Source organism: Pedobacter sp. ASV12, assembly GCF_016429155.1.
In the GTDB taxonomy this organism is placed as follows: domain Bacteria; phylum Bacteroidota; class Bacteroidia; order Sphingobacteriales; family Sphingobacteriaceae; genus Pedobacter.
This window is the reverse complement of the sequence record NZ_JAELUC010000083.1, coordinates 1-17,444: the sequence shown is the minus strand read 5'-3', so window position 1 is coordinate 17,444 and position 17,444 is coordinate 1. Positions and strand designations below refer to the sequence as shown.

At 44.4% G+C, this 17,444-nt stretch carries 19 protein-coding genes; 11 read left to right on the top strand and 8 right to left on the bottom strand.

Annotation, left to right across the window (positions count from 1 at the left end):
• Positions 1–309 precede the first annotated feature (309 nt).
• The 3 genes from JHD69_RS16235 (at position 310) to JHD69_RS16225 (ending at position 3,471) form a co-directional block, all read left to right on the top strand.
• Positions 310–1,668, top strand: a complete 1,359-nt coding sequence (locus JHD69_RS16235; RefSeq protein WP_199141400.1) for an ammonium transporter — start codon at positions 310–312, stop codon at positions 1,666–1,668.
• 122 nt (positions 1,669–1,790) lie between these two features.
• Complete coding sequence (locus JHD69_RS16230; RefSeq protein ID WP_199141399.1) at positions 1,791–2,840, top strand: porin; 1,050 nt, start codon at positions 1,791–1,793, stop codon at positions 2,838–2,840.
• A gap of 52 nt (positions 2,841–2,892) precedes the next feature.
• Complete coding sequence (locus JHD69_RS16225) at positions 2,893–3,471, top strand: DUF4468 domain-containing protein (RefSeq protein ID WP_199141398.1); 579 nt, start codon at positions 2,893–2,895, stop codon at positions 3,469–3,471.
• A gap of 76 nt (positions 3,472–3,547) precedes the next feature.
• Here JHD69_RS16225 and JHD69_RS16220 read toward each other — a convergent pair whose 3' ends face one another.
• Positions 3,548–4,021, bottom strand: a complete 474-nt coding sequence (locus JHD69_RS16220) for a ribonuclease H-like YkuK family protein (RefSeq protein WP_199141397.1) — start codon at positions 4,019–4,021, stop codon at positions 3,548–3,550.
• A gap of 281 nt (positions 4,022–4,302) precedes the next feature.
• On the opposite strand from JHD69_RS16220, the gene JHD69_RS16215 reads away from it, so the two are divergent.
• Together JHD69_RS16215 and JHD69_RS16210 are read left to right on the top strand one after the other, a co-directional pair.
• Positions 4,303–5,610 carry a DEAD/DEAH box helicase gene (locus tag JHD69_RS16215; protein WP_199141396.1) on the top strand — a complete coding sequence of 436 codons (1,308 nt, stop codon included), beginning with the start codon at positions 4,303–4,305 and terminating at the stop codon, positions 5,608–5,610.
• Between the two features lie 36 nt (positions 5,611–5,646).
• On the top strand, positions 5,647–5,877 hold the full coding sequence (locus tag JHD69_RS16210) for a DUF1456 family protein (RefSeq protein WP_199141395.1): 231 nt from the start codon (positions 5,647–5,649) through the stop codon (positions 5,875–5,877).
• A 151-nt stretch (positions 5,878–6,028) separates the two neighbouring features.
• Here the strand turns inward: JHD69_RS16210 and JHD69_RS16205 are convergent, their stop codons facing one another.
• Positions 6,029–6,388, bottom strand: a complete 360-nt coding sequence (locus JHD69_RS16205; RefSeq protein WP_199141394.1) for a response regulator — start codon at positions 6,386–6,388, stop codon at positions 6,029–6,031.
• A 205-nt stretch (positions 6,389–6,593) separates the two neighbouring features.
• Here JHD69_RS16205 and JHD69_RS16200 point away from each other — a divergent pair, with 205 nt between their 5' ends.
• Genes JHD69_RS16200 through JHD69_RS16190 form a run of 3 tightly spaced genes read left to right on the top strand, consistent with a single transcriptional unit; the run spans position 6,594 to position 7,920 of the window.
• A complete protein-coding gene (locus JHD69_RS16200; RefSeq protein ID WP_199141393.1) occupies positions 6,594–7,097 on the top strand; it encodes a GbsR/MarR family transcriptional regulator in 504 nt (167 codons plus the stop codon).
• Positions 7,098–7,154: 57 nt separating this feature from the next.
• Complete coding sequence (locus JHD69_RS16195) at positions 7,155–7,502, top strand: hypothetical protein (RefSeq protein ID WP_199141392.1); 348 nt, start codon at positions 7,155–7,157, stop codon at positions 7,500–7,502.
• A 19-nt stretch (positions 7,503–7,521) separates the two neighbouring features.
• Entirely contained in the window at positions 7,522–7,920 is a 399-nt protein-coding gene (locus JHD69_RS16190; protein WP_199141391.1) for a hypothetical protein, read from the top strand.
• Positions 7,921–8,037: 117 nt separating this feature from the next.
• Here the strand turns inward: JHD69_RS16190 and ettA are convergent, their stop codons facing one another.
• Both ettA and JHD69_RS16180 read right to left on the bottom strand, forming a co-directional pair.
• Complete coding sequence (ettA, locus tag JHD69_RS16185; protein ID WP_199141390.1) at positions 8,038–9,717, bottom strand: energy-dependent translational throttle protein EttA; 1,680 nt, start codon at positions 9,715–9,717, stop codon at positions 8,038–8,040.
• 144 nt (positions 9,718–9,861) lie between these two features.
• Positions 9,862–10,095 carry a hypothetical protein gene (locus JHD69_RS16180; RefSeq protein ID WP_199141389.1) on the bottom strand — a complete coding sequence of 78 codons (234 nt, stop codon included), beginning with the start codon at positions 10,093–10,095 and terminating at the stop codon, positions 9,862–9,864.
• A gap of 9 nt (positions 10,096–10,104) precedes the next feature.
• Between JHD69_RS16180 and JHD69_RS16175 the strand changes: the two genes are divergently transcribed.
• The 3 genes from JHD69_RS16175 (at position 10,105) to JHD69_RS16165 (ending at position 13,697) form a co-directional block, all read left to right on the top strand.
• Positions 10,105–10,341: a hypothetical protein gene (locus JHD69_RS16175; RefSeq protein ID WP_199141388.1), complete on the top strand. Its 237-nt coding sequence runs from the start codon at positions 10,105–10,107 to the stop codon at positions 10,339–10,341.
• A gap of 217 nt (positions 10,342–10,558) precedes the next feature.
• Positions 10,559–13,096 (top strand): ATP-dependent Clp protease ATP-binding subunit, encoded by a 2,538-nt coding sequence (locus JHD69_RS16170; protein WP_199141387.1) that lies wholly within the window; start codon positions 10,559–10,561, stop codon positions 13,094–13,096.
• Positions 13,097–13,184: 88 nt separating this feature from the next.
• Positions 13,185–13,697: a CAP domain-containing protein gene (locus tag JHD69_RS16165; RefSeq protein WP_199141386.1), complete on the top strand. Its 513-nt coding sequence runs from the start codon at positions 13,185–13,187 to the stop codon at positions 13,695–13,697.
• Between the two features lie 37 nt (positions 13,698–13,734).
• On the opposite strand, the gene JHD69_RS16160 is transcribed toward JHD69_RS16165, so the two are convergent.
• The 4 genes from JHD69_RS16160 to JHD69_RS16145 form a co-directional block, all read right to left on the bottom strand.
• Positions 13,735–14,610: an ATP-grasp domain-containing protein gene (locus JHD69_RS16160; protein ID WP_199141385.1), complete on the bottom strand. Its 876-nt coding sequence runs from the start codon at positions 14,608–14,610 to the stop codon at positions 13,735–13,737.
• Between the two features lie 145 nt (positions 14,611–14,755).
• Positions 14,756–15,829, bottom strand: coding sequence for a PA0069 family radical SAM protein (locus JHD69_RS16155; protein WP_199141384.1), 1,074 nt, complete (start codon positions 15,827–15,829; stop codon positions 14,756–14,758).
• Between the two features lie 153 nt (positions 15,830–15,982).
• Positions 15,983–17,215: a carboxypeptidase-like regulatory domain-containing protein gene (locus tag JHD69_RS16150; RefSeq protein ID WP_199141383.1), complete on the bottom strand. Its 1,233-nt coding sequence runs from the start codon at positions 17,213–17,215 to the stop codon at positions 15,983–15,985.
• A gap of 21 nt (positions 17,216–17,236) precedes the next feature.
• The coding region (locus JHD69_RS16145) for a hypothetical protein (protein WP_199141382.1) at positions 17,237–17,444 on the bottom strand (208 nt) is incomplete at its 5' end.

Genomic DNA, 17,444 nt, shown 5'->3' with positions numbered 1-17,444 from the left:
CCCCCCCCCCCCCCCCCCCCCCCCCCCCCCCCCCCCCCCCCCCCCCCCCCCCCCCCCCCCCCCCCCCCCCCCCCCCCCCCCCCCCCCCCCCCATTTTCAAGCAGAAGACGGCATACGCGATCATGAGGACTGTCTCGTGGGCTCGGAGATGTGTATAAGAGACAGATATATTTATTTAATGTTTTTTACATTTTAATATATTTTTTTATTGATTTTGCCAATGTTATTAATTGTTTTTTATGATTTTTTAAGATTTTATAGTTAATTTTAAATAATTATCAAAAAAATAAACACTAAACTTGAAAATTTATGGCAAAAGTTCTATTTAAACAGTGGGCTCCATTCGCAATTTTAATTTTAATTGCAGTTTTATCTCTTTTTGTGCCGTTGCTTCCCAATTTTGACGAAGGAAAATATAATGCGGCTGATGTTGCGTTTATCTTGGTCGCCGCTGCACTGGTGTTTTTAATGACACCGGGCCTGGCCTTCTTCTATGGAGGCATGGTGCATCGCAAAAATGTTCTTTCTACCATGATCAAAAGCGTAGTAGCCGCAGGGGTAATTACTGTGCTTTGGGTAGTGGTAGGTTTCAGCCTCGCTTTTGGTAACAGCATTGGGGGCTTTATCGGAGATCCCAAAACATTTTTGTTTTTTCAGGGCGTAAACTCTGGGCCTGCCTGGGGAACTATTCCGCTTTCGCTGTTTGCGGTTTTTCAATTGATGTTTGCCATCATTACCCCGGGGCTTGTGGTAGGTGCCGTTGCCGAGCGTATCCGCTTTACTTCGTATATTCTCTTTATTGTATTGTTCGCGCTTTTTGTGTATTCGCCATTGGCACACTGGACATGGTCGCCGAACGGTTTTCTGCTCAAAATGGGCGTGCTCGACTTTGCCGGCGGAACCGTGGTGCATATTTCGGCAGGTATGGCAGCTTTGGCTGGAGCTTTGGTGCTCAAAAGAAGAAAATCGCACTTGGAACATAAAGAAGTGCCACCAGCCAATATTCCTTATGTATTGATTGGAACCGGTTTGTTATGGTTCGGCTGGTTCGGCTTTAACGCAGGCTCGGCCTTGAGTGCCAATGCCTTGGCAGTTTCGGCATTTTTAACTACCAATACGGCCGCTGGTGCGGCAGGCCTATCGTGGATGTTTTTTGATGTTGCCAGAGGCAAAAAACCTTCTGTTTTGGGTTTCTGTATCGGGGCCGTTGTTGGCTTGGTGGCCATTACGCCGGGTGCCGGCTTTGTAAGTATTCCATCAAGTATTTTTATTGGCGTGGCAGCAGCGGTAGTTTCAAACTTGGTGGTTTCGTGGAAGCAAAAAACCAGCTTAGACGATACTTTGGATGTTTTTCCTTGCCATGGTGTTGGAGGGATCGTAGGCATGCTGCTGACAGGTGTTTTTGCCACCAAAACCGTAAACAGTGCAGGTGCCGATGGCTTGCTTTATGGCAATGCGGAGTTTTTCTTCATTCAGTTAAAAGGAGCGCTCATTGTAATTATCTTCAGCTTTGTCGTGTCGTTTGTAATCTTCAAGCTGGTCAACCTCATTCAGCCGATCCGCGTAAGCGAAGCCGAAGAAGAAGTAGGACTGGATGCCTCGCAACACGATGAAAAATATACCCAGGGCACTTTGATCGTTGCAGGAAAGGAAGTCGCAAACAACTAGGTAAATCAAACCAAATATTTCGGGCTATCTACAATATTGAACCACATTTTGATGTGGATAGCCCGGCTATTGCCTTTTAAGTCGTCAGATAATGGATTAAAATAAACCTCAAACTTAAAATTATGAAAATTAAAACTCTACTATCTACCTTTACCGCCTTAGGATTTACTGCCACTGCTTATGCCCAAGAATCATCGGGTTCTCCCTTACAGATTTCAGGATCAGTAGATACCTATTATAAATACGACCTCAATAAGGCAAGCAACATCAAAACCTATTTTGCCAACGAACAGAATTCCGTTTCGCTGGGAATGATAGACCTGGCCCTGAAAAAGAGTACCGGCAAGGCTTCTTTTGTTGGCGAACTGTCTTTCGGGCCCCGTGGCCAGTCGCAGTCTATCCCCAATGCGGCCGGCACCTACGATGAGAAGACCAATAGCTTCCATATCCAGAATCTTTACATTAGTTATGCCTTTACCGATAAATTTAATATCGCTGCAGGCTACATGGGCACTTTCGTCGGCTACGAAGTGATCTCGCCAGCCGCTAATTTCAACTATTCTACTTCCTACCTCTTTGGCTCAGGGCCATTTCAGAATGCAGGTATTAAAGCCAGCTATACCTTTTCTGATCAAGTAAGCCTGATGGCTGGCCTATTCAACGATTGGAATGTATACCAGGATTTTAATGGCGTATCGCACATTGGGGCGCAGCTAACCCTGAGCCCGCTTTCGGGTTGGACAGCTTACCTGAATTTTCTTTCGGGCCGCTCAGCGGGCGCTGCGGGCACGGGCACCATTTTCGATCTGACTACGGCCTATCAAATTACCGATCAGTTTAAGATGGGCCTAAACGCGGCCAATTATACCATTTCGAACAACAATGGAGGTTATGCCGGAGTTGCGCTATATCCGCAATATGCCTTTACAAAGGCTGTCGCTTTGGGGCTAAGGGCCGAATATTTTAACTATAAGGGCGCAGCCGGTACTCAAGATGCGGCGGTCGCCTCGTTTACGTTATCGGGCAATATCAAGTCGGGCGGATTGACCTTTATCCCTGAGGTGCGTTTAGACAGCGATAAAGACTTTTCGCAGGGTTTTTTAAAGCGCAATGGCCTAACCGCGACTAAAAATGCTTCGCAGTTTTCTTTAGCGGCCGTTTATGCTTTCTAGTATTGATCCAAACGCCGGGCGCAAGCCTGGCGTTTTTTTAGGCGTAAAACTTATGAAAATTAGATTATTGGCCGCCTTGTTGTTCTTGAGTTGCCATATAGCCGTGGCGCAAGGCGAAAACCTGGCTGTTAACGAAAACGGGAAGTTGATTTATTACGAGGTGGTGAAGCTAGAAGGCATAACCAGTGATTTGTTGAGGAATAGGCTGGATGCCTATCTCAAAAAGCAAAAGACGTTAAAGGTCAAATCAGCGGTAGGCGATAGCGCAATTCTTGCCAACGGCAAATTCGTTATCAACAAAACCCTGCTGGTGATGTCGCATCCTTCTGGCGAAGTGCTGTACAGTTTTAATGCAGAAGTGAAAGAAGGGAAGTATCGTTTTTGGCTGAGCGACTTTGGTTTTGTTCCGTATCAGCGAGACCGATATGGAAACTTTGTGGCCGCTACGGCTAAAGCCACCCCGTTGGAAGAGAATCCCGGCAAGCTGAATGAGGGGCAATGGAAAGAATATCGAACGCAAACAGCCAAATATGTCCAAGATTTTGCGGCAAAGCTGAAGCAGTATATGGCCAACGAAAAGCCGGTAGAAATTCCTGCACCAGAAAAAAAAGTGGTGAGCAAATCTTGGTAAAGGAGCTGAAAGTTTAAAGTGAAAAGCTGTAAATCTAGCTCATGGCTTTCAACTTTTAACCCTGAACCTGCAACCGTTAGTGTACCATCTTATCGGCGCAGGTTGAGCTGGCGAAAGCTTCGGGTTTGGCTTTAAAAATAAAACCCATGCTCAAAATGTAGCCCATGGCCTCGTTTAAAGCCTTGTTCGATTTAAACATCGGATTGGTATTGATGTCGGCATGTACCTCCAAATCTACATCGTACACATCAAGCAGGTCGCAAACCGAATAGGCGGTTTCGATTGATTTCTGCACTTCGACCAGCATCCTTTCTTTGATGCCCATTTTTTGGGTGGTTTTTTCTTGGCTGATGTACATAAAGCCGCCATGGTGTTCCCTTAGCAAAACAATGACGGTTGCAAAATCGGTAATGGCACCTTTAACCTGCGAGTCTGTGCCGATGCACACTTTCAGTTTGTAGCCGTTTCCAGTTTCTCTGATAATTGCTTGTTCAACTTCTTCTAAGATTGACGAATGGATCACTTCGCCACTAAATTTTTTCCAGCTCATACGTTAGTGGTGTTAAGGTTAACAACCCGTAATCAGGTTTCCTAAATTTAAGCGCTTCATGTGAAATTGCAGTTAACGGTATATTGTTTATTTGCTAACATTCAATTGGTTATCAACAAGATAAGATTTTTTGGGGAAATGTGGAAGCAAAAATGGAAAAGGAAATGGCAGGTTGAGGCTGGTGGAAAGGAAGGCAGAAAACGAAAGCAGGAAAACTTTCGGACAGCTGAACTAGAGACTTCAGCCTGACGACTCTTGACTAAAATAGCTACCTTTGGACCATGATTCTACAGTCGGTGCTCGATAACCTTAAAATTGCCTCCCTTAACCAAATTCAGGAACAGGCCATTGCGGCCAGCAAAAAAGGAAGCGATGTCGTTATTTTGGCGCCAACTGGTTCCGGAAAAACCCTTGCTTTTTTGTTGCCGGTACTCCATAGGCTTAAAAAAGAAACGAAGGGTATCCAATGTCTTATTTTGGTGCCATCAAGAGAACTGGCCTTGCAAATCGAATTGGTTTTCAGGCAAATGGCATCGGGTTTTAAAATAACCTGCTGCTATGGAGGCCATGAGGTAAAAACCGAGCTCAACAGCTTAAAAGAAGCACCTGCAGTTTTAATTGGTACGCCCGGACGGATTGCCTTTCACCTCGATGCACGGCATTTCGACGAATCGACCATAACCACGTTGGTGCTCGACGAATTTGATAAGGCCTTGGAGTTTGGTTTCCAGGCCGATATGGGCTATATCATTGGCAGCCTACGTTCTCTAACGCAGCGTATCCTGACTTCGGCCACCAAAATGGAAGAAATTCCGGATTTTACGGGCTTGCAAAGCCCCCTTACCCTCAATTTCTTAACCAATAGGGAAATAGCACCAGCCATCACGCTCAAAAAAGTAGCGAGCAAAGCGGAAGACAAGTTGGAAACCTTGTTCGAGCTCATCTGCAGCATCGGAAATGAAGCCATGCTGGTTTTTTGCAACCACCGTGAAACGGTCGACCGCATTAGCGATTTGCTTATTGAAAAAGACCTGATCCACGATGTTTTTCATGGTGGTATGGAGCAAGATGAGCGTGAGCGCGCCCTGCTCAAATTCAGGAATGGGAGCAATCTCATTTTGGTTACCACAGACTTGGCCGCGCGTGGCCTGGATATTCCGGAGGTAGCGCACATTATCCACTACCAATTGCCACATACCGAAGATGCCTTTGTGCACCGCAACGGACGCACCGCCAGAATGAATGCCAAAGGAACGGCCTATTTGATTTTGGCTGCCGACGAGCAATACCCTTTTTTAAGTGCCGAAATAGAAACCATCGATTTGAAAGGCCCTTATCCCATGCCGCAAGATAGTGCCTGGCAAACTTTGTATATTAGTGCCGGTAAAAAAGACAAGGTCAATAAGGTTGATATTGTTGGCCTGCTGCTTAAAAAGGGAGGTTTGCAAAAAGACGAGGTAGGACTGATTGAAGTGAAAGACCAGGCAGCTTATGTAGCTGTCAAAAGGGCACAAATGGCAAAAGTTGTCAAGAAGCTGGCCAACGAAAAAATTAAGAACAAGAAAGTTAAAATAGAAGCGGCTTTTTAGGGCCATCTAATTATTTAAGCTGCCAATCATACAATTATGAGCAATAACGATATCATGAAAAAATTAAGGGTAGCCTTATCCTTAAATAGCGATCAGATTATAGAGATTTGCAAACTGGTTAATTTTACGGTAACCAAAAGCGAATTGGGCGATATCTTCAGAAAAGACGATCACCCAAATTTTAAAAAATGCGGCGATCAGATTTTACGTAATTTCTTAAATGGACTGGTTATTTACAAACGTGGTCCGCGCGAAAGCCAAGAATAGAAAGGGGTTGATTGAAGAACTGCTTAGGTAACCGAAGTTTTATTCTGCTCTAGGATATCTATCAAGTTAGCCGCTAAATGGGGCGGAACAATTATTTCAGGAAATTTTGACCTGTCCTGTTGCCCAGAAACTGAAAGTTGCAAGTTGGCTTTTAGCTCACCAGCTTCTCTATTTTGCTGAGCAAGGTATCCATTTTAAAGGGCTTGGCCATAAAATCGTCTGGTGCACATTCCATATCCTGTATTTCTCGCATGTCATATAACCCCGACATCATCAAAATAGGGATGTGGGTGGTGTCTTCATGGGATTTAAGCTGGCTGCAGATAATCCTGCCATCGATTTTACCCAGCACCACATCCAGCAATATCAGGTCAGGTTCAAATTCGGCAATACGTTCGAATACGATTTCGGCATCATTTAAAGGTTCTACATCGTATCCGCCAATTTCTAAAATCACGGCAATGGTATCTAGCACATCATCATCATCGTCAACAACTAAAATTTTCTTCATAGGATCAAATATAAAATATTGTACAGTTTAGCTATAGGTTATAACAACAAAAAACTGCGCATGTTTCTGTAAAATTCAATATACAGGCAGAAACTTTAAATCTTAGCCAAAAATAAAATTTTAGCGTGCAAAATCAGGTCTGGGAGAAATAAAAAATATATTTCAATTATTTTTGAAAGTTTGAAAATAAATTCTATATTTGAATATGGATTACTCAACTGCCAAAAACAAATTTCTGCAAACCTGGGGTGCATTGGGATCGCAATGGGGCATTAATAAAACCATGGCACAGATTCATGCCTTGCTGATGGTATCAGACGAAGCCATTTCGATGGAAGACATCATGCAAGAGCTGCAGATTTCGAGGGGCAATGCCAGCATGAACCTCAGGGCGCTGATGGATTGGGGCATTGTGTACAAGGAAAACAAGCCGGGTGAGCGCCGAGAATTTTTTATTGCGGAAAAGGACCTTGACGAACTGGCCACTAAAATTGCCAAAGAAAGAAGCAAAAGAGAGATTAAGCCTGCCTTGAAGATGCTGAAGGAAGTTTCATCTATCCAAGCCAATGAAACTCCTGCCGAAAAACATTTTGTAGAGCAGACCAAAAAACTGTACGATTTTGTAGGCCGTGCCGACGAAATGATTGATAAGGTAACCACCTACAAAGACAATTGGCTGGGCAAACTGATGATCAAATTGCTGAAATAAGCAATTTTTTTGACCTAAAATTTCAATAATTTCTGAAAATATAGTAATTAAAATATTATGAATTACAACCTGTTTGGTTACGCGATCTTTATCACCTTGATTGTGCTCGTCATTGTTTTTGTGGGACGCAGCTGCTATCGGAACGGCAACCTTTTTGTGGCGGCACTGCTGCCCGGGCACCTCGACCTTTGCCAACAAATCAATAAAATACTGCTGGTAGGCTATTACCTGGTTAACATCGGCTATTGTGCCATTACGCTCGTTGCCTGGCAACAAATTACCGGCATGCCCCAACTGATTGAAGTAATCGCTGTTAAAATGGCCCTTATTATTGGTATCATTTCGGTTTTGCATTACCTCAACATCCTTTTACTAACCACACAGATTCAAAAACTAATCCGCTAACAAATAAACATTCAATAAGATGGAAACTACAAAAATTCTGATCGGCTATGCAATTTATGTCCCTGTGGCACTTTTCTTGACTTTTTATGTATCGCGAACCTTATTCAGGAACAGCAAGGTTTACATGCTCGATATTTTTAAGGGCAGGGAAGAGATTGCCTTGGCCACCAACAAGCTTTTCGAAACTGGGTTTTACCTGCTCAACCTGGGGTTTGCTTTAATGATACTCGAACTAACGCTCTATAAGAACGACTACCAGTCGTTAGTGGAGGCGCTGAGCTACAAAATAGGGACTTTCTCTATTTATTTGGGCGTGATGCTTTTCGTCAACCTCTATTTCTTTTTCAGGGGCAAAAGAAAAGCGAAAGAAAGCAATGCGCCTAAGCCCGGTCCAGTGCCTCCAAGATTTGAGGCTTAAAACAGCAAAGGCTCCACTCCGGAGCCTTTCTTTGTTTGCCTGCTATCGTTGGTGTTCTTCACCAACGATTTAGTACCTTAGTATGGCTTGTTGGTGAGGAACACCAACAAGAGCATGCTAACCTATTTTTTTATACTTGATGCGGTGCGGTGTTACATCGCCCAAACGTTTCTTGCGGTTTTCTTCGTAGTCGGAATAGTTGCCCTCAAAGAAATAAACCTCAGAATTGCCCTCAAAAGCCAGAATATGCGTACAGATGCGGTCTAAGAACCACCTGTCGTGACTGATTACCACCGCGCAGCCACCAAAGTTCTCTAAAGCCTCTTCCAAGGCACGTAAAGTGTTTACGTCGATATCGTTGGTCGGCTCATCGAGTAGCAGTACGTTGGCCCCTTTTTTAAGCGTAATAGCCAAGTGTACACGGTTTCGTTCTCCGCCTGATAAAATGCCCACTTTCTTTTGTTGGTCGGCACCGTTAAAGTTGAATTTCGATACGTATGCACGGCCGTTTACCGCCTTGTTGCCCAATTGGATGTTGTCTAAGCCATCTGTAATGTTTTCGTAAACGGTTTTGTTGGCATCCAGGTCGTTGTGCATCTGGTCTACATAGCCCAAAGCCACGGTTTCGCCTACCCTAAAAGTGCCTGCATCAGCCTGCTCCTGTCCGGTAATGAGTCTGAACAAGGTGGTTTTACCTGCACCATTTGGTCCGATAATCCCAACAATGCCCGCAGGAGGAAGCGAGAAGCTCAGGTTTTCGAACAAAATTTTATCGCCATAGGCTTTGGTTACGTTGGTAGCTTCGATAACCACATTGCCCAAACGCGGACCGGCAGGGATAAAAAGCTCCAGTTTTTCTTCGCGCTCTCTGCCGTCTTCCGAGGCCAGTTTATCGTAGTTGGCCAAACGTGCCTTCGATTTGGCATGACGGGCTTTGGGAGCCATACGAACCCATTCCAGCTCGCGCTCTAATGTTTTTTGACGTTTGCTTTCGGTTTTCTCTTCCTGTGCCAAACGTTTGGCTTTTTGGTCTAGCCATGAAGAATAATTGCCTTTCCACGGAATGCCTTCGCCACGGTCAAGTTCCAAGATCCAGCCGGCTACGTTATCCAGGAAGTACCTGTCGTGGGTAACGGCAATTACGGTTCCTTTGTAATTTTGGAGGAACTGTTCTAGCCAATCGATACTTTCGGCGTCCAAGTGGTTGGTCGGCTCATCGAGCAGCAATACATCAGGTTCTTGCAGCAGCAGGCGACACATGGCCACACGCCGACGCTCACCTCCTGATAGCACGCCGATTTTGGTTTCAGGGTCTGGGCAACGCAGGGCATCCATGGCCCTTTCCAACTTATTGTCGAGTTCCCAGGCATTAACCGCATCGATTTTGTCTTGCAGTTCGCCTTGGCGCTGCATCAGTTTGTCCATTTTATCGGCATCAGAATAATTTTCTTCCAAACCGAAAGCCTCATTAATTTCTTCGTATTCCTTTAAGATGGCAGTGATTTCGGCTACGCCTTCTTCTACTACTTCGCGAACGGTTTTTTCTGGGTCGAGTTCAGGCTCCTGTGCCAAATAACCCACCGAATAGCCGGGAGAAAACACGACTTCGCCTTGGAAAGATTTGTCTAAACCAGCAATAATTTTCAGCAATGAAGATTTACCAGAGCCGTTTAAACCGATTACGCCGATTTTTGCGCCGTAAAAGAAAGAGAGATAAATATTTTTAAGAACCTGTTTTTGTGGCGGATAGATTTTGCTCACCCCCGCCATTGAAAAGATTATTTTTTCGTCTGACATAATTTATATAGTGTTTGTGCAAAGATGGGTAAAATGATGGAAAATGTAAGACGGAAAATGCAAGAGGCGTTTTAAGGCGCTTATCGCATAAAAAAGCCACCTCAAATTTCGAAGTGGCCTTTAAAAGATTTTCGTTTGCTTAGCTTACATGTCTATGGCTGGAGCGCAGGGATCTGGATCGCTTGGTGTGGGATCTACAGGTCTGGCGCAAGGATTTGGTTCGCAAAGGTTGGCCGAGGCATAGGCCAAATAGGCCGATGGATAAGGCCACTCGCATGAACAGATTGGACACAACGGATGCATCGGCTCTTCGCCGCCACCTCCCAAAACTTTCTTCAGCTCATTTCTGCTGAGTTTTGAAACGGATGATGTTTTCATATTTAATCAATGGTTAAGGTTGAACCTAAATATAAAAAAACAAAATGTGAATCAGGTCGTTTGAAGGCTAAATGTAAAAAAAGCGAACTTTTAAAGCTGATTTTGAGGATGCTGATCGAGCTGGCGGAAATGCAACATACTGTCAAAACTGCTCGTTTGCCTATGGCTGATGTAACAATTTGTCAGTTTTCGGCTGGTGCTAAAACCTTACAAAAAACCGACAATATGATGATTCTTTGCGCCTAAATTAGATTATTGATGATAAAAACCTAATTTCTATGGTATTACGTATATGCTAAAAACAGAAACTTCTTTGCGCAAATTGTTGTTTTTTGTTTAAGCTTGAAGAAACTATTGTTATTATCCACCAAAATGGCGTAATTGTTGATAAAATATAAAAATCCGGAGGCCGTATTTATAAAACAAATTTATAGTTTAGAGTCGTCCCGATTACACACATATTATGGAAGCTAAATTTTCACCACAGGTAAAAGATGTGATTTCTTTCAGCAGGGAAGAGGCCCTGAGGTTAGGACACGATTATATAGGTGCCGAGCACTTGTTGTTGGGCCTTATTCGCGAAGGTGACGGTATGGCCATAAAGATTTTAAAATCATTATCGGTTGATACTTCTAAACTTCGCCGCTCCATTGAAGAGGCCGTTCGCGGTACTTCGAGCGTAACGGTTAATTTGGGAAATATTCCATTGACCAAACAGGCTGAAAAAGTATTAAAGATTACTTATTTAGAAGCAAAGATATTTAAAAGCGATTTGATCGGTACAGAGCATTTGTTGCTGTCTATCTTAAGAGACGATGACAATATTGCTTCGCAGATTTTGTTGCAATACGGCATTACCTACGAAATCTTTAAACAAGAGGTTGAGGTAAACAAAAACGGCTTTAGGGACGAGGCACAGGGAGGAGGCACTTCTAGCGGCGGCGACGACGACTACCAAGAGGAGGAAAGCTTCAGCACGCCTAAAAAAGTTTCCGACATTAAATCTAAAACCCCGGTGCTTGATAATTTTGGCCGCGATTTAACCCGTGCTGCCGAAGAAGGCCGCTTAGATCCGATCGTAGGTCGCGAAAAAGAAATCGAGCGTGTTTCGCAAATCCTTTCGCGTCGCAAAAAGAACAATCCGATTTTGATTGGTGAGCCTGGCGTGGGTAAATCGGCCATTGCCGAAGGTTTGGCCTTGAGAATCGTACAACGCAAGGTATCGAGGGTCTTGTTCAACAAAAGAGTAGTTACTTTAGACTTGGCTTCGCTGGTTGCCGGTACCAAATACCGTGGCCAGTTCGAAGAGCGCATGAAAGCGGTGATGAACGAATTGGAAAAATCGACCGACGTCATCCTCTTCATCGACGAGATCCACACCATTGTAGGTGCGGGTGGGGCCTCAGGTTCGCTAGATGCGTCGAACATGTTCAAACCGGCTTTGGCCAGGGGCGAGATTCAATGCATCGGTGCAACTACTTTAGACGAGTACCGTCAGTACATTGAAAAAGATGGCGCTTTAGACCGTCGTTTCCAAAAGGTAATGATCGAGCCGGCTACGCCAGACGAAACCGTGGAGATTTTGAACCGTATCAAAGAGAAATATGAAGAGCACCACGGTGTGACTTATACCCCAGAAGCGATCAATGCCTGTGTGGCTTTAACTTCGAGGTATATTACAGACCGTTTCTTGCCGGATAAAGCCATCGATGCTTTAGACGAGGCAGGCTCGAGGGTGCATTTAACCAATATCCATGTTCCAGAAAACATTATCGCTATCGAAAGCAAGATAGAAGATATTAAGGTTGAAAAGAACAAAGTGGTGAAGAGCCAAAAATATGAAGAGGCCGCCAAACTGCGCGATACCGAAAAGAACCTGTTAGAGGAACTGGAACGCGCCAAGGCAGAATGGGAAGCCGAAACCAAAACCAAACGCTACGAAGTAAGTGAAGACAATGTAGCCGAGGTGGTTTCGATGATGACTGGTATTCCTTTGCAACGTGTTGGACAAACCGATAGCGTGAAACTATTGAATATGTACGATACCGTGGCCGAGAAAATTATCGGTCAGGATGACGCCATCAAGAAATTGACCAAAGCCATCCAACGTACCCGAGCCGGATTAAAAGACCCTAAAAAACCAATTGGATCATTTATCTTTTTAGGTCCAACAGGGGTTGGTAAAACCGAATTGGCTAAAGAATTGGCTCGCTTTATGTTCGACAGCGACGATTCGCTGATCCAAATTGACATGAGCGAGTACATGGAGAAATTTGCGGTTTCGCGTTTGGTAGGAGCGCCTCCGGGCTATGTGGGTTACGAAGAAGGTGGCCAATTGACCGAAAAAGTTCGCAGAAAGCCTTATGCGGTAATTTTGCTGGATGAGATTGAAAAAGCGCATCCTGATGTATTTAATATCCTGTTGCAGGTATTAGACGAAGGCCAGCTTACCGATAGTTTAGGACGCAAGGTAGATTTTAGAAACACCATTATCATCATGACTTCTAATATTGGCGCACGCCAGTTGAAAGACTTTGGTCAAGGTGTTGGTTTCTCTACTTCGGCCAAGATGAGCCAAAACGATATCCACAGCCGCAGCGTAATCGAGAATGCGTTGAAACGTGCTTTTGCACCGGAATTTTTGAACAGGATCGATGATGTAATCGTATTCAACAGCTTAGGCAAGGAAGAGATCTTCAAAATTATCGATATCGAATTGAAATCGCTGTTTGGCCGTGTTCACAACTTGGGCTATGAAGTGAAATTAACCGATGTAGCCAAAGATTTCATTGCCGAAAAAGGTTTCGACAGTAATTTTGGTGCCCGTCCGTTGAAACGTGCCATCCAGAAGTATTTGGAAGATCCGATTGCGGAAGAAATCCTGAAAGGAGAAATCCACGATGGCGATACTTTAGAAATCGACTACAATAAGGAAAAAGAAGAAATTACCGTGGTGAACAAAAGCAACGGTAAGAAAAAGAAAAAAGAAGAGGGCGCTTAATACCATATCAAGTCCCAAATCGTTAAACACCTATCATGAACATGGTAGGTGTTTTTTTTTTGAGCTTGCCGAAATAAAATTGTTGGGGATGAAGAGATTTATTGTTTTGTTTGTTGTACTTTTTGGTGCGGTGCTCAGCTGTAAAGACAATAGTGCCGAAGCCAATCCTGACCAAAGTGGAAATACAGATGCAGTAACAACTAGTTTGGACAATGCGCTTTTGTTGAAATTGGTTAATGAGGTACGGGCAAATGGCTGCAATTGTGGCACAACGGTTATGCCTCCTGTATCGGCTTTAACTTGGAGCAATGTCATTGCCAAAGCCGCGTACAACCACAGCAAAGACATGTACCAGAACAACTTTTTTAACCATGTTTCTTCTGATGGCAAAACCCTAGCCGAACGTTTTGATGCCGTGGGCTATACTTGGAAGGCCATCGCAGAGAATATTGCCAAGGGACAAAAAGACGAACAAGCCGTGATGAATTCCTGGCTAAGCAGTGAAGGGCACTGTAAAAATATCATGAGTGCCAGTTACCAGGAAATGGGAACCGCTAGGGTTGGAAGCTACTGGACACAGGATTTTGGCGCAAGGCGATAAATATCAAGAGCCATAGCTTGACAGATTTCTTATGGGATTAGTTGATCAACTTTATTAAGGCTTGATAATATCGTTCGCAGGCATTTGGATCTGTATCTAAAAACAGGAAAGGTTCAATCAGTTCCAGCTCCATCAATAAAAATTCTCCATTGACCACGGTTCCATCCACACGGGCATATAAACAATGCTGGGCAAACTGGTCTACATATCGTTGTGCGCTTTGAAGCAATTGGGCAGGTGCCTCTTGCGGGTGTATGCTGCCGCCATGGGCATGTTGTACCCGAAAATCGCCGGTTTTGGCTTTTTTGAGCAGGGCATGACTAAATTGCTGGCCGAAGAACAAAAACGACCATTCGCCATTTTCCTCAATTTCGGCTAAGAATGGTTGTACAATAAATGCTTCTTCGCGTATCAATGCGCCCAGCTTGGCATTAATTTCATCAACATTGGCCTTGGTTACTTTAAAGGTATTTTTGGCGCCGCCACTGACACAAGGTTTTACAATGAGTTTTTCAGTTTCAAATTCGTCGAAATAGCTGTTTAGGTTAACATGGGCATCTTTCTCTAAGAAAATACTAGGCGTAACCAATAATCCTTTGTCCATGATGTTTTGGAGGTAATGCTTGTCGGCATTCCATTTTACGGTAGCTGTTGGATTAAGCAACCTTACATTTTTTGCTTTTAGCATTTCCAGCCAGGCATAAAAATCGGCAATGAGGTCAAAATAATCCCACGGTGATTTTAAGATGGCCAAATCATAGTTCTCCCATTGGATTTGTGGATTGTTCCAAATTACCTTTTCAATGTTTAAGCCTTTATGCTGGAGAAATTCTAACAGTTTGTCGTCTTCATTTACTACAGTTGGCGAAGCATAGGCTCCTTGGTCGTGATAGGTGATTAAGGCAATTTTCATGTAATTGGGTTGAGCACCAAAAGTAGCAAATGGCCGAGTGATGCCCAAGCCGGCTTTGTAACGGAATTGCAAAAATGTGCTATTATGCTTGGGGTATTAAATATCCACAGTGATGGTAGACTGGAAAACATTTCCCGGCCAGCGCTTAAAACAGGCTCAACTGGTTTTTAGGAACCTTGAACTGGCTACTGTCTAACTGGACTTGTTCCTGGTTTAATCCGTTTAGCCGGCAATGCAATTTGAAGGTGTCGCGTATCATTTGGGCAAAATTGCCTTCGCCACGCATCCGCATGCCAAAACGGCTATCGTTTACCTCGCCATTATGGCAGCTTTGTATGGCATGCCATACCTTTTCAAAACGGTCGGGGAAATTCTTTTGCAACCAATCTTCAAAGATGGTACTGATGGCTCCATTTAACCGAACCACTGTATAGCCTGCCGATTTAGCGCCGTTATCGGCCACGGCCTTTAAAATAGCGGGCATTTCGTGGTTGTTGAGCCCCGGAATCATAGGCGCAGCCATAACCCCGGTGGGTAGGCCAACCTTGCTCAGTTCTGCTATAATTTTGAGGCGTTGCTTGGCGGTAGTGGTACGAGGCTCAAGCTTAAGCCTCAGTTTTTCGTTTAAACTGGTTATCGACACAAATACCATAGCCAGGTTGTGTTTGGCCATTTCCTGCAAAATATCCAGATCTCGTAAAATGAGCGCATTTTTGGTGATCATCGATATGGGTTGTTTATAGGCTAAGGCAATTTCGAGCAACTGGCGGGTAAGTTTAAACTTGCGTTCGGCAGGTTGGTAGCAATCGGTATTGCCAGAAAGGGAAATAGGATAGGCATCCCAGGTTTTTTTTTCCAAGAACTTTTTGAAGAGCTCTGGTGCATCTTTTTTGACAATGATCTTTCTTTCAAAATCCAGGCCGGCACTAAAGCCCCAATATTCGTGCGAATTGCGGGCATAACAGTAAATACAGCCGTGTTCGCAGCCTTGGTAGGGATTGAGCGAATAGGCCATGCCCACATCCGGGCTATCCACCTTGTTTACAACCGATTTGGAAGTGCCTATAATGAAACTTGTTTTGCCACTGGTTTCTTCCCAATCGTCAATAGCCTCTACATGTGCCCTGCTTAAGGAGTTTTTGAGAAACCGGTTAACCGTATTGATTTGGGCGCCCCGGCCATTCAGGTAATCCTCTTTGTTTTCTTCACCGTTAACCATGTTTAAAATTGCTAAAAATATTAGTAATTTTAAAATAATGTTTTCCACACGATGGCGGACAACGGTGTTTTTACAGGCTATAAAAGGACAAAAATGCACTGTGAATCCCTGCAATCCCTATCAATAGGAAAATAGGATGCTGTAAGCACGAATTTACTTCTTAACAGTCGAGATGTAATCCATAGGCACCAGATCGGCTACCTTTTCGTAAGCCCAAAAGCCTTTGTACAACGTGCTTCGAGGGTCTACTACGCCCCCATTGGCATAAAACCGAACCGGAGGTTCAAGTAGGCTTACTATAGAAATCTGGTAGTTTGGCATATCTAAGGGCCTGTTTTGCCTGTTTCCTGAAAAATCGTACTCGGGCGTTTCGCGTTCATTCTTATAAATCACGTAGAGCTCGTCTTTAAAGTTCATGGTTTTAATATCGTTGTTGTAGGTTTTGACCAGGGTGTCGACCAGTACATCTGCACGACTGAGCACGCTCATGGTAAGTGGTTCGCGACGTTGCTTGAGCCAGTACGCAAGCGAATCGCCACTGGTAAAGGTAAGCGCGCGGGTAAGTCCGTTTTGGCCAGTAGTTAGGCGCTTGATGTTGGCATTGATCAGGCTGTCGGGCTTGCGGTTGGCATTGGGTATGGCAACCAGTTTGTTAATGACAAAGCCGTCTTGGGCAATGGTGTTGTGGTATAAAGATTTAAAGAAATGCTGGATAGAGCCGTTATAGGCTGTTTCGCGTGCCTGTTGCCATTTCTTTTGCTTCGATTTGCCACCCTTCATTTCCTCAAAATAAGGATGGCCCGCATAGAAAATGATTTTTGATTTATAGTTGTATTCAAAATATTCTAGCAGGTATTTAAGTCTATAGCCTAAAGCCTTGTTTTCGATGACGATAAATTCGTTGGTTCTAACGGTCAGCATTCCGTTTTCCCTGTCGTCGTTAATCATGAGCACATTGGTATTCAGGATTTTGCATTGGGCGGCATTGGGCGATTTGCCAATAAAAAAATCTTTAAACAAAGCAATATGTGCCATTCTGTTAGGGTCGGGCTTGATCACAACTTCTTTCAGCATGACGGTATTTTCTTGAAGCAATGCTTCGATGTTTACCGATTTGTCGGCAATGACTACATTTTTTGAATAGGGCAGGTAGCCGATCATCTGCACCAGTACATCGTAGTTTCCGGGGGCCAAATTGGGGATGGAAAATTTGCCTTCGTTGTTGGTTACGGTCGAAATCTTATAGCCACTGATGTAAATGGCCGCACCAGGCAGGGTTTCCTTTTGGTCTTTCACGGTACCGCTAATGGTATAGGTGTTTTGCGCAAAAATATAGCTAGAGCAGATGAGCAGCCAAACAAGGCTGGCCAGGAATTTTCTATTCATTCTGTAAATATAACTAATATTTTAGGTGCCTAAAATCTGTCTCTTATACACATCTGACGCTGCCGACGAACCACGACATGTGTAGATATCGGTGGTCGCAGTATCATTAAAAAAAAGTTTTGTGGGGGGGGGGGGGGGGGGGGGGGGGGTGGGGGGTGTGGGGGGGGGGGGGGGGGGGGGGGGGGGGGGGGGGGGGGGGGGGGGGGGGGGGGGGGGGGGGGGGGGGGGG